The organism is Corynebacterium matruchotii, from assembly GCF_011612265.2.
In the GTDB taxonomy this organism is placed as follows: domain Bacteria; phylum Actinomycetota; class Actinomycetes; order Mycobacteriales; family Mycobacteriaceae; genus Corynebacterium; species Corynebacterium matruchotii.
In genome coordinates this window covers 628,933-641,177 of the sequence record NZ_CP050134.2, presented here as the reverse complement: position 1 = coordinate 641,177, position 12,245 = coordinate 628,933, and the positions used below count along the sequence as shown (strand labels likewise).

Annotated in this window: 8 protein-coding genes; all 8 read right to left on the bottom strand. The window is 60.0% G+C overall.

The window, feature by feature from the left end:
• Nucleotides 1-69: 69 nt before the first annotated feature.
• The 8 genes from HBA49_RS02840 to HBA49_RS02805 all read right to left on the bottom strand — a co-directional run bounded on the left by HBA49_RS02840 (nt 70) and on the right by HBA49_RS02805 (nt 12,177).
• Nucleotides 70-2,931, bottom strand: a complete 2,862-nt coding sequence (locus HBA49_RS02840; protein WP_040431947.1) for a translation initiation factor IF-2 N-terminal domain-containing protein — start codon at nt 2,929-2,931, stop codon at nt 70-72.
• A gap of 254 nt (nt 2,932-3,185) precedes the next feature.
• The gene (locus HBA49_RS02835; protein ID WP_005521476.1) at nt 3,186-3,788 is read right to left on the bottom strand and encodes a response regulator transcription factor; all 603 of its coding nucleotides are present in this window, start codon (nt 3,786-3,788) and stop codon (nt 3,186-3,188) included.
• 5 nt (nt 3,789-3,793) lie between these two features.
• Nucleotides 3,794-4,849, bottom strand: coding sequence for a sensor histidine kinase (locus HBA49_RS02830; RefSeq protein WP_005526142.1), 1,056 nt, complete (start codon nt 4,847-4,849; stop codon nt 3,794-3,796).
• 18 nt (nt 4,850-4,867) lie between these two features.
• Nucleotides 4,868-5,887: a sensor histidine kinase gene (locus tag HBA49_RS02825; protein ID WP_005521473.1), complete on the bottom strand. Its 1,020-nt coding sequence runs from the start codon at nt 5,885-5,887 to the stop codon at nt 4,868-4,870.
• 97 nt (nt 5,888-5,984) lie between these two features.
• Nucleotides 5,985-6,395 carry a nucleoside-diphosphate kinase gene (ndk, locus tag HBA49_RS02820; RefSeq protein ID WP_005526416.1) on the bottom strand — a complete coding sequence of 137 codons (411 nt, stop codon included), beginning with the start codon at nt 6,393-6,395 and terminating at the stop codon, nt 5,985-5,987.
• Nucleotides 6,396-7,576: 1,181 nt separating this feature from the next.
• Nucleotides 7,577-7,984, bottom strand: a complete 408-nt coding sequence (locus tag HBA49_RS02815) for a DUF4233 domain-containing protein (RefSeq protein WP_005521468.1) — start codon at nt 7,982-7,984, stop codon at nt 7,577-7,579.
• A 59-nt stretch (nt 7,985-8,043) separates the two neighbouring features.
• Nucleotides 8,044-9,525, bottom strand: a complete 1,482-nt coding sequence (folC, locus tag HBA49_RS02810; protein ID WP_005525630.1) for a bifunctional tetrahydrofolate synthase/dihydrofolate synthase — start codon at nt 9,523-9,525, stop codon at nt 8,044-8,046.
• Between the two features lie 3 nt (nt 9,526-9,528).
• Entirely contained in the window at nt 9,529-12,177 is a 2,649-nt protein-coding gene (locus HBA49_RS02805) for a valine--tRNA ligase (RefSeq protein WP_005525807.1), read from the bottom strand.
• Between the last annotated feature and the right edge of the window lie 68 nt (nt 12,178-12,245).

Here is a 12,245-nt window from a genome sequence, read left to right as displayed (position 1 = left end):
ACTACGTACAGAGCTTAAAACAGCGACTGTCAAAGACTACCTGTAACCCGGCAAAAAGACAAACTGCGGCTACTTCAGCGAACGCCGTACCGCCCGCCGCCGACCCCGCCCACGAAGATTGGTAGCCGAATCGGTACTCGTCTTTCCACTTGCCGCACTCCGCCGCGATTGCGTGGTTGCGCCCCGCCGCGTTGCAGTGCTCCCGGTCTTCCGTACCACCCGGCGCCGTTTCCGGGTTCGATGCGTGGTTTCCTCCAGCTTATCGACGTCAACCGCAGGTGCTGCCTCGGATTCCGTGACTTTTTTATGCACCGCCCGCCGGCGCCGCCGCGACCCCGACTCGGGTTCCGGTTCGGGCTCTGGTTCCGGGGTTGGCGGTTCAAAATCGGATTTTTGCGGTGGCACATCGGAGAGCGAATTGCCCCGCACCTTCCGGTTTCGCCGCGGTGATGCCTCATAGGCGGACACGGCTTCCTCATAGGTAGCGGGCAGGTAGTCTTCCGCCGATGGGGCGACCACCGCAGCGGCCAGCCCTTCGATGGAGGTTTCAGATGGCCGGAATAGTGGTTCCTCGGCGAAGTCGTCCGTAGGCTCCGGTTCGTCCGATTCGTCCTGGTGTTCCATGGCGAGCACCGCCGGATGGCGGGTGGGGTCTTGGTGTGGCACCCCGTGTTTGCCGCGCCGTTCCGGCCGGTCGGAGATAGTATGGTGTTCCACCGGATCGTCGTGGATGAGCACGCCCCGGCCGGAGCATTCCTCGCATTCGGTGGCGAAGGTTTCCAACAGGCCGGTGCCCAGGCGTTTGCGGGTGATTTGCACCAGGCCCAGGGAGGTGACTTCGGAAATTTGGTGGCGGGTGCGGTCCCGACCCAGGGCTTCCGTGAGTCGGCGAAGCACCAGGTCTTGGTTTTCCGGCAGCACCATGTCGATGAAGTCCACGACGATCATGCCGCCCAGGTCGCGGAGCCGCATTTGGCGCACGATTTCTTCCGCGGCCTCCAGGTTGTTTTTAGTGACGGTTTCTTCCAGGTTGCCGCCCGAGCCGGTGAATTTCCCGGTGTTCACGTCGATTACCGTCATGGCCTCGGTGCGGTCGATGACGAGGGTGCCGCCGGAGGGGAGCCATACTTTTCGGCTGAGGGCTTTCTTTAATTGTTCGTCTACCCGCAGCGCTTCGAATGCGTCTTGGCCGTCGTGGGCTTCCCGGTCGAATTTTTCTAGCCGGTCGAGGAGGTCGGGGGCCACTGATTGGATGTAGGCGTGCACGGTGTTCCAGGCGCGGTTGCCGTCGACTACCAGGGAGGTGAAGTCTTCGTTGAAGAGGTCCCGCACCACTTTCACCAGCATGTTTGGTTCTTCATACATGGTGACTGGTTTGGTGCCTTTGGATTCCTTTTCTTTGAGGGTGCGTTCCTGGATCTGTTCCCACAGGGAGTGCAACCGGTTCACGTCGGCCGCGATGGCGTCTTCTGGGACGCCTTCGGCCGCGGTGCGAATGATGACGCTGCCGTCAGCAGGCACCACGTTTTTGAGGATGGCCTTGAGCCGTTTGCGTTCCGGGGCTGGTAGTTTGCGGGAGATTCCGGCGGATTTTCCGCCCGGCACGTACACCAGGTAGCGGCCGGCAAGAGAAATTTGGGTGGTGAGCCGTGGACCTTTCTGCCCGATGGGGTCCTTGGCGACCTGCACTAATACTTGGTCGCCGGATTTGAGGGCTTGTTCGATTTTCCGGTGCCGGCCCCCCAGGTTGGCTGCCCGCCAGTCGACTTCCCCTGCATAGAGCACCCCGTTGCGGCCTTTGCCGATGTCGATGAAGGCGGCTTCCATTGCTGGCAGGACGTTTTGTACGCGACCCAAATAAATGTTTCCGGCGAGGGATGATTGGGTGTCTGAGGTGACGAAGTGTTCCACCAGCATGTCGTCTTCCAGGACGCCCACTTGGGTGACGATACCCGGGTGGTCGTGGCGTTGGCGTTCCCGCACCACCATGGTGCGGTTGACGGATTCCCGGCGTGCCAAGAATTCGGCTTCGGAGACGATGTGCCGTTTTTTGCGGGATTCTTCCCGCATTTCCATGCGGCGTCGGCGTTGGGCTTCTAGCCTGGTGGAGCCTTTGAGCGCGAGAGGTTCGGAGATGAAATCGTCGTCATCTTCGTCATCGTCGGTGATGTCTTCGTCGTCGATGATATCAGAGAGCAGGTCGTCGGTTTTGTTGCTGCGGCCCCGGCCGGTGCCGCGTTTGCCGCGGCGTCGTTTTGGCCGGTCATCATCGTCTTCGTCGTATTCGAATGGGTCGGTGTGGTCGGTCGGGGTTGGGGCCGTCGGTATCGTGGGTGCGGTGAATGAGGGGGCGACGAAGAGTGGGGTAGTGTATCCGGGTTCTTCCACGGTTTCCGGTTCGGCCGCCGGGGTGGCCTTCTCGGCGACGGGTTTTGCCGTGGGGGTTTCTTCGGTGAGGATGCCTTGTTCGATGCGGTGGTTAATGTCGCGTTGGGCTTTTTCTTTGAGCTGGTTGAGCTCGTTTTCCACGTTTTTTTCCACCCGGTAGCGGAGTTTGTCTTCTTCGGTGAATTCCTCGGTGTGGGCCGCGGGCTTGGTAGCGGTAGCGGCAGCTGGTTTCCGGCCTGGTTTTTTCGCCGCTGGTTTCGCTGTAGCTTTCGCCGGTGTTTGGGTGGTTTTTTTGGGCCGTCCGGGTTTCCGGCCGGGCACTTTCACGGGCTGGGGGGTGGGGGTGATGTCGTGTTTGTCGAGGTAGTCCAGCACTGCGAGTGCTTCGTCCCGGGTGAGGTTGGATTGTGCCGCTTTTTTCAGGCCGATGCTGGCAAGTATGGAGACGAATTCTTTGGAGCTGAATCCCACTGCGGGGGCGAGTCGGTAGACTCGAATTTTGTCGCCTAGTTGACTGCGATCGAATGTAGTTGTTATAGCCATTTCTCCTCCTGGCGAGGATTCTTCTATCAGGCGTCCGGGCGCAAAGATGCCGCAAAAACTGCTAGGTGCTGCCACACGGATTGGTGATAGATTTCATCTGTAAATCGTACGTATGTTATTTAGTTTTCTTGATCGTGTGGCTTATAGGTTCGGCGCTCCCATTGGGGTAGGGAGTAACATGCACACAAGTTCCTATTGTTCCATAATTCTATTGCTTTATCACTTAGCGCCAGCCGCCCTGTGACTGGTTTGTGCTATAACCAGCCTTTTGTGATAGCGGCGTGAATGGCTTCGTGATAGTTACGGGCCCCGGTTTTTGCCATGACGTTCGAGAGGTGGTTCCGGACGGTACCCTCGCTGAGGAAGATCCGGTTGGCAATTTGGGCGACGCTGGCGTGGTCTTTGGCCGCGTTACAGATTTCAATTTCGCGGGGCGTGAGGGGGTTATTGCCAGCGCGGCGGGCGGCCTCGACCAGGTGGTTATCGAAGACGCGAAGTCCGTGATGTACGCGGCGGACGGCGGCGGCAAGCTCATCGGGCGGGGTGTCTTTGACAACGTAGCCGCTGACACCTGCGTCGACTGCGCGTTGGAAGTATCCGGGGCGGTCGAAGGTGGTGACGATAATGACGGCACAATCGGTACCCTTCAAGGTCTTAGCGGCTTCAATTCCGCTAACATCGGGCATTTCGATATCGAGAAGAGCGACGTCAACGCGGTATTTTTTCACAGCGTCGGCCACTCCCACACCGCTGCCGAGTTCGGCGACGACTTTGATGTCGGGTTCGAGGTTGAGGAGTACTTTCAGGGCGCCTCGTACGAGGTCTTGGTCATCGGCGATTAAAACTCGGATGCTCATAATAATTATCTTATGTGTGTTGTTGCGGGTAGGACTGCTGTTACTTTGGTGCCGTTGGCGTGGTTGAAGTTGATGGTTCCGCCGGCTTGGGTGACTCGTTCGGTGACCCCGGTGATGCCGTTGCCGCGTTTGTGCGTGCCGATGCCTACGCCATTGTCATGCACAATAAGGTGGTTATTGCCGATATTGATGACGCATCTGGTGGCATGGGAATGGCGGATGACATTGGTGACAATTTCGCGGAGCACCCAGCTGAATTCTTGGTGGGTGAGCGTACCATCGCGGTGGATGACGGCGGTGATGCCGGCGGCTTCGAGGGCTTGGGTGGCGGCTTCGATTTCTTCTTCGACGGTGCGGGATCGAAGTTGGGCAACGGTGTAGTGGAGTTCTTGCATGGCTTGCTGGGAGATGCCCATGATCTCGGTGGTTTGTTGCTTGAGACTGTCATCGGTGGTGGTTGCTTCTATGCTGCGGGCGGTTCTGATAATGGTGGAGAGTGATTCGCCGAGGAGTTCGTGGACGTCATGGGCAATGCGGTCGCGGTCGTGTTTGCGTTGGCGAAGCTCTTTCGCTTGTCGACGCCGGTTGTCGAATTCTAGGAGGAGCCGTGATGCCAGGATAAAGAGGAAGCAATCGACCAGGTCCATGATGGTGGCCTTGTGGGTTGCTTCGTCGATAAGCAAAGAGAGCATAATGCCGGCACCGATAATGGCGCTGCCGCTCACCAGGGAAACCCATAATCGGGCGACACAGAACACCAAAAGGTGGGCGAGATAGGGGACGAGAGCGCGAATGGCATAGTCGTGAATGAGCGCCCAAAGAGCAATGCCGAACCCCACCTGGATGGTGAGGAGAATAAGCAGGTAGCGGGGTGGGATAACCGGTGTGGTGTCGAGGTAGGAAAACGACTGGTGGAAGACGCAGTGCACTATGCAAATGAGCGCCCACACGAAGAGGCTGGGCATCATTCTTTCCTGATGGTTAGGCAGGTTGATGAGTGTTATTGCACACCAAAAAAGCCAAACCACGGTGAACATGAGTGCGGTGGAGTGACGCTGCATAGAGTATTCCTTGTGGCATTAGCGTAATTCGGCGGTAATCGTTGTTCCGTTCATATGTTCGAGGCGAAAACTGCCCCCGGCTTGAGTAATGCGCTGGGCAACTTCGGCGAATTCCGCATCATGGTGCGCGGTTTCTCCCTCTATTCCGTTATCGCTAATCTGTAGCCCGCCATTACTCATGGTGATGGTGCACTCCGTGGCCTGGGAATATCTAATGATATTGGTGACTGCCTTGCGGAGCACCCAACTGAATTCCCGGTGCCGCATTTCCCCATTGCGATGCACCGTGACCTTCATGCCGGCAGCTTCGAGAGCTTGGGTGGCGGCTTCGAGTTCCTCATCCATGGTGTGGCAGCGCAGTTGCGCAACCGTGTAGCGGAGTTCCCCAATGGCCTGCCGAGATATGGCGGTGATTTCCGCGGCCTGTTGTTTATTATGCGGGTCGGCGGAAAGCCGTTCGATGATTTGGGCTTTGAGCGCCACCACAGTCAGAGATTGGCCTAGCAGGTCGTGAATGTCGCGGGCGATGCGTTCCCGGTCGGCTTCCTGGTGGGCCTTGCTGAGGGCTTTGCCATTTGCTTCGTTGAGCTCCACCGTGACCCGACTGACCAGAATATAGCCGGTGAGCACCACAAGCACGCTGATGATGCGTATGGGCGGTTTGTCGCCGATGAAGCTGATGCCGCTGGCAATGAGCAGCAGAATAATGCCGCTTATCAGGTCGGCTTTGAGCCCGGGCAGGGTGAAAACCACCATGTTGATGAGGTAAGGGGTGATAAACAGGAGCACCGGACCGGGCATGAGCAACCACAAAATGATGGCGAAAATGAGCTGAATGGCAATGACGAGGGCCACAACCCAGGTGGTGAGGTTTTTCACCAGGAGGAAAACCACCCAGTGGGTGCCGCAGAACGCCAGCCACGCCATGAGGCTGGGGAGAAAAACACCCCGAGTGGAGCCGGTGTAGCTCACGCTAATGATGCCCCACATCACCCACACCACGGTAAACGCCATGGTGGTTTTATTGAAATCCCGCATAGTGTCCAGGTTATGGTGTGCCCACCCCGGTCACTATGCGATTTGTCACGAGAAAGTCCCGACCATCACTGGGCCGGGACCGGGGTTTGTGGTGGGGTTATAGGTTAGGGAACCAGATGGCGATTTCGCGGGCGGCGGATTCCGGCGAGTCGGAACCGTGCACCACGTTTTCGGCAACGTTGAGGGCGAAGTCGCCACGGATAGTGCCGGGGGTGGCCTTGCCCACGGGGTCGGTGCCGCCGGCGAGCTGCCGCCACGCATCAATGGCACGCGGCCCCTCAATTACGCCAGCAACGAGCGGGGCGGATGTGATGAAGTCGACGAGCTCGCCGAAAAATGGCTTATCCACGTGTTCCGCATAGTGTTTTTCCGCGGTGGCCCGGTCGGCCACCCGCAGGTCCATGGCCACAAATTTCAGGCCTTTACGCTCAATGCGGGCAATGATGTCACCCACGTGGCCGTTTTTCACACCGTCGGGTTTAATCAAAATAAGGGTACGTTCAGTCATGGGGAAAAAGTCTATCGCAAAACTCCCACCGCTACCCCTGAACTATAACCAATTCATAACTTTTTTCACATAAATGTCTGTGGGTGCTTATCCTGTCACCATGAGCACCCAACCTTCAGCTCACATTCATGACTACTCCGCCCGTCGGCTCCGCAGCACCCGCCACTACATGATGCTCTGGTGGCTGTTGGCCGCCATTCTCGTGCCCAATATTGGCCTGCTCTTTCGCCCCATTTTTGGCCTGTATGGTTGGGTTTTCTACGGCCTGGTTTACCAATCCACGCTCTACATTCCGGCCCTCATTGCCAGCGGTGCAATCCTGTGGATTTTCCCACCCGGCTACCGGCATTTATGGTCGGAGTTACGGGCCCCGTTTGGGTTCTTCTGGGCCATGATCCTGTTGGAGATCTGGCTTCCCACCGACACGATTGACGGCCGCAACCAGTATTTTCCCCTGGTGGGGTGGCTCACCAACCTGGGGGTCACCCATGCGTGGATGTGGTGCGCAATCATCGTCGGCGCCTTAGCATTAATAGCCTACACCTATATCATGGTGCGGGGTGTCCGCGCCCGACAGGCGTCGAAAAGCACAACACCCGGCGCGGCGTCGATAAGCGCCAGTTACCCTCGGCCGGTCCGCAGCCACCGGCACACCATGGTGCTTGCGTGGATCAGCACTGCTGTCATCGGATACTACCTGGTGGCGCTCGTGCATATTCGGGTGCGGGTGCTGCTCGGCGCCGACCTGGGGTTCACCCTCGTGCTGCCGCCCATAGGGGTTGCGGTCGTGCCCATGCTCGCGCTCTTAGGCATGGTGCTGCTCGCCTTCCCCAAAACCAGTCCGGTGCGCCGCCGCGTCTGGGTGCCATTCAGCATATTCTGGGCCATGACCTTCACTATCATCTGGTTTGTGGGGGATTATTTCACCGACTGGTGGCGTATCCCCACCTTTATGACGATCGTGTCTCACACCGGCCGGGCCTTCGTCCGCCCCCTTGCCCTCGCCATGGCCAGCCCACTGCTTCTCGTCGCCCTCATCAGCCTGGTGAGCATTGGGATCATGGGCTACCACACCCGCCGCCGCACTAACGCCAACAATCCCGCCAGCCCCACCGGCGACCCAGCGGCGCTAACCGCGGGCAAGGCAACCGGCTTGGACAGCAGCGAACGACAACCGGCGACTAGGTGTGCTGGGTCGTCAATAATCCCCGTTTCATCCGCTCCAGTAGATTCCGCCGCAGGTACAAAATGTACCACCAGACCACGGCAAACAGCACTGCAACCACCCCAACAGCTGGATGGATAATAAATCCGAATAAGGCCACAACCTGTAACCCAATATTCACCGGCACCGCCCACGACTTGCCCTGGAAAAAACTCATCACCAGCATCAAGGTGGCCAACACCGTGATCGACACCCAATTCACAGTGGTCCAATAGGCGCCACCATCAACCCGCAAAATCACCGTGAGCGCCAAATAAAACGTCGTGGCCTCCATGCCCATGGCGCCGGCCATCACTCCCCGCAGCCCCTTCAGCGGATCCTTCACGGGGGCGTGACCCGGCCCCAACGGGCCATACTCCCCCACAGCAGCCGCCGAACCGGCCGCACCGGATGCATCTACCGAATCGTCACCACGCGCCCCACTCATGCGGGCTCCTTTCCAAATAATGTTCGGGCCTCCCCCGCCGTCACCACGGAACCGGTAATAATCACCCCGGCACCCGACTGCACCTCGGTGTCCTCCGCTAATTCCACGGCCAACGCCACCGCGCCCGGCAAATCCTGGGCCACATGAACCCGCTCCTCGCCAAAAATCTCCCGGGCAATATCGGCCAACTCCTCGGCCGGCAACACCCGGGGGCTCGTGTTCTGGGTGACCACCAACTCGTGCAGGCACGGCTCTAGTTCCCGGAGAATCCCGCGAACATCCTTATCCCCCAGCACCGACACCACCCCCACCAGCCGAGTGAAATCGAAATCACGTTCGAGAGCCTGGGCCAGGGCACGCGCCCCATGCGGATTATGGGCCGCATCAAGAAACACCGTAGGTGCGGACCGAACCCGCTCCAACCGCCCCGGCGACTCCACCGCGGCAAACCCCTCCCGAACCACATCAAGATCCAGGCTCCGGCCGGCACCAGCCCCAAAAAACGCCTCAACCGCGGCCAACGCCACCGCCGCATTATGGGCCTGATGCGCCCCAGAAAGCGGCAGGAAAATATCGGGATACTCGCCACCAAGCCCCCGAAGAGTCACCTGCTGGCCCCCCACCGCAATACTCGACTCCACCACCCCGAACTCCATGCCGTACCGGGCCACCGCCGCATCCGTCGCCACCGCACGCTCCAACACTACCGTGAGCGCCGCCGGATCTTGTTCCCCAATCACCGCCACATTATCGGGCGGCGTCAACAGGTCATCAAGATCCCACCGCTGTTTAATAATGCCTGCCTTCTCCGCGGCAATCTCCGCAATGGTGTCCCCCAAATAATCCATGTGGTCCAAACCGATAGGGGTAATCACCGCCACATCAGCATTAATCACATTCGTGGCATCCCACCGGCCCCCCAACCCCACCTCAACAACGGCAACATCCACCGGCGCATCCGCGAAAGCCGCATAGGCCATGGCGGTCAACACCTCAAACTTCGACAGCCGCGGCCCGCCCTGCTTCACACTCTCCGCATCGGCCATCTCCACATACGGCTGGATCTCCCGCCAAATCCGCACATAATCCTGGGGGTGCAGCGGCCGACCATCAATGGCGATCCGCTCGGTTACCAATTGCAGGTGCGGGCTCGTGGTCCGCCCGGTGCGACGGTGAAACGCCCGCATCAGCGACTCGATCATCCGAACCGTGGAGGTTTTCCCATTCGTCCCGGCCACATGGATTGTGGCAAACGACCGCTCCGGATTGCCTAACAAATCCATGAGCAGCTCCATGCGGCTCAGGGTGGGATCAATGGTGGTTTCGTTCCACCGCTGATCCAACTCGGCCTCCACCTCGGCCAACGCGGCCATATCCGCCGCAGTCACCTCCCGCACCACCGGCTTGTCGGCATCCGCCGCGGCGCCATCACCCATATCAATGGGCAGGCTCAAACCCTCATCATTAAACTCCACCATGGTCTACCCCTCAAGCTCTCGCAGCCGGGCACTAATGCGGGCCACCTCTTCCGTGGCAATCCGCTGCCGCTCCGTGATCTTCGCAACTACCGCGGCCGGGGCCTTGGCAAGAAACGCATCATTGGCCAGCTTCTTGCTGGTGGAATCCAGTTCTTTCTGCTGCGCGGCCAAATCTTTCTCCAACCGTTTCCGCTCCGCAGCCTTATCAACGGTACCCGACGTGTCCAACGCCACCACCACGGTGCCCACCGAAAGCCGCACCTCAATGGCGGCAGTCGTGGCGAAACCCGCCTCGGGCGCGGTGACCCGGGCGAGGGACCGCACCACATGCTCCTGACCGTCCAGGTCCACGGCGGCGAAATCCAATTGGGCCGGCACCTTCTGGGAGGGCTTCACCCCCTGATCGGACCGGAACCGCCGGATCTCGGTAACCAGCTTTTCCACGTCGGCGACGCGCCGGGCGGCAGTATCGTCCAGGGCGATGCCGGAGGGGGTGGGCCAGGTGGCCAGGTTGAGGGATTCCTGGTCGGTGAGGGCCCGCCACAGAGTTTCGGTGACGAACGGCATGGTGGGGTGCAGGAGCCGCAGGAGAGTATCGAGCACATAGCCCAAGACCCGCTGGGTGACCTCCCCCGGCTGGACTTTGGCTATTTCCAGGTACCAGTCGCAGAATTCATTCCAGGTGAACTGGTACAGGGCCTCGTTGGCCTTGGCGAACTGGTAGCGGTCCAGGTAGTCGTCGACGGCGGCGCGCACTTGTTCCAGTCGGCCGAGGATCCACTTGTCGGCGTCGGTGAGGTCGGCGGCGTCTGGGATGCCGGCAACGTGGGCGCCGTTCATGAGGGCAAACCGGGTGGCGTTGAAGAGTTTGGTGGCGAAGTTCCGGGAGCTTTGGGCGGCGTCGGCGCCGAGCGGCAGGTCCACGCCCGGGTTGGAGCCGCGGGCGAGGGTGAAGCGGAGCGCGTCAGCACCGTATTCGGCCACCCAGTCCATGGGGTCGATGCCGTTGCCCAGCGACTTGCTCATCTTCCGGCCGTGTTCGTCGCGCACCAGGCCGTGGAGGAATAGGTCGGTGAATGGGATTTGGGGCCGCCCGTCCCGGCCGGACCCGAGGATTTCGGGGGTGGTGAGGCCGGCGAAGGTACCAAACATCATCATGCGGGCCACCCAGAAGAACAGGATGTCGTAGGCGGTGACCAGCACGGATGTTGGGTAGAACTTCTCCAGTTCGGGGGTTTTCTCGGGCCAGCCCATGGTGGAGAACGGCCAGAGGGCGGAGGAGAACCAGGTGTCGAGCACGTCCGGGTCTTGGGTGTAGCCCTCGGGAACCTCGTCGTCGGGGCCAAGGCACACCACTTCCCCATCGGGCCCATACCAGATGGGGATGCGGTGACCCCACCAGAGTTGCCGGGAAATGGTCCAGTCGTGCATGTCGTCGACCCAGTCGAAGTAGCGGGGTTCGGCCGATGTGGGATGTATTGTGGTGTCGCCTTCCCGGATGGCGTCGCCGGCCATGCGTGCCAGTTCGTCGACTTTGACGAACCATTGCAGCGAGAGCCGGGGTTCGATGGGTTCCCCGGAGCGTTCGGAGTGCCCGACGGAGTGCTGGTAGGGGCGTTTTTCGGCGACGATGCGGCCCTGTTTGGCGAGTTCTTCCCGGATTTTTACCCGGGCTTCGAACCGGTCCATGCCATCGAACATGGTACCGGTGCCGGCGATGTGCCCGGTGGCATCCATGATGGTGGGCATGTCCAGGTTGTGGCGCAGGCCCAGGGCATAGTCGTTGGGGTCGTGGGCCGGGGTGATTTTCACGGCGCCGGTGCCGAATTCGGGATCCACATAGTCGTCGGCGACCACGATCATGCTGCGGTCGGGGATGAAGGGGTGGGGCAGGCGGGTGCCCACCAGGTCCCGGTACCGCTCGTCGTCGGGGTGGACGGCCACGGCCACGTCGCCAAGCATGGTTTCCACCCGAGTGGTGGCGACCACGACATGGGGTTGGTCGTCGTCTAACGAGCCATAGCGGATGGAAACTAGTTCCCCGTCGACGTCTTTGTACACCACCTCGATGTCGGAGACGGCGGTTTCGAGCACCGGCGACCAGTTAATGAGGCGGTGCGCCCGATAGATAAGCCCCCGGTCGTAGAGTTGCTTAAAAATGGTTTGAACGGCCCGGGATAGGCCTTCGTCGAGGGTGAAGCGTTCCCGGGACCAGTCAACGGAGTCGCCGATGGCGCGCATTTGCTCGCCGATGGTGCCGCCGAATTCGCGCTTCCATTCCCATACCTTGGCGATGAATTCTTCCCGGCTGTAGTCCCAGCGGGTTTTTCCTTCGGTTTCTTTCAGCCGGGCTTCTACCTTGGATTGGGTGGCGATGCCGGCGTGGTCCATGCCGGGAAGCCATAGCACCTCGTAGCCTTGCATGCGTTTGCGGCGGGCTATGGCATCCATGAGGGTGTGGTCAAGGGCGTGCCCCATGTGTAATTGGCCGGTAACGTTGGGCGGCGGCAAGACAATACTAAACGCCGGTTTGAGGGAATTCACGTCGGCGGTAAAGTAGCCTCGGTCTACCCATTCCTGGTAGAGGGCACTTTCGACGGTTGCGGGATCCCACGATTTGGGTAGTTTGTCTGCGCGGTTATTTTCAGCCATGGTCTACATCTTAAGGCACTGGTCCGCGCAGATTATAGTTCTTGCTTTACGACGCCCGGCCGACGTCG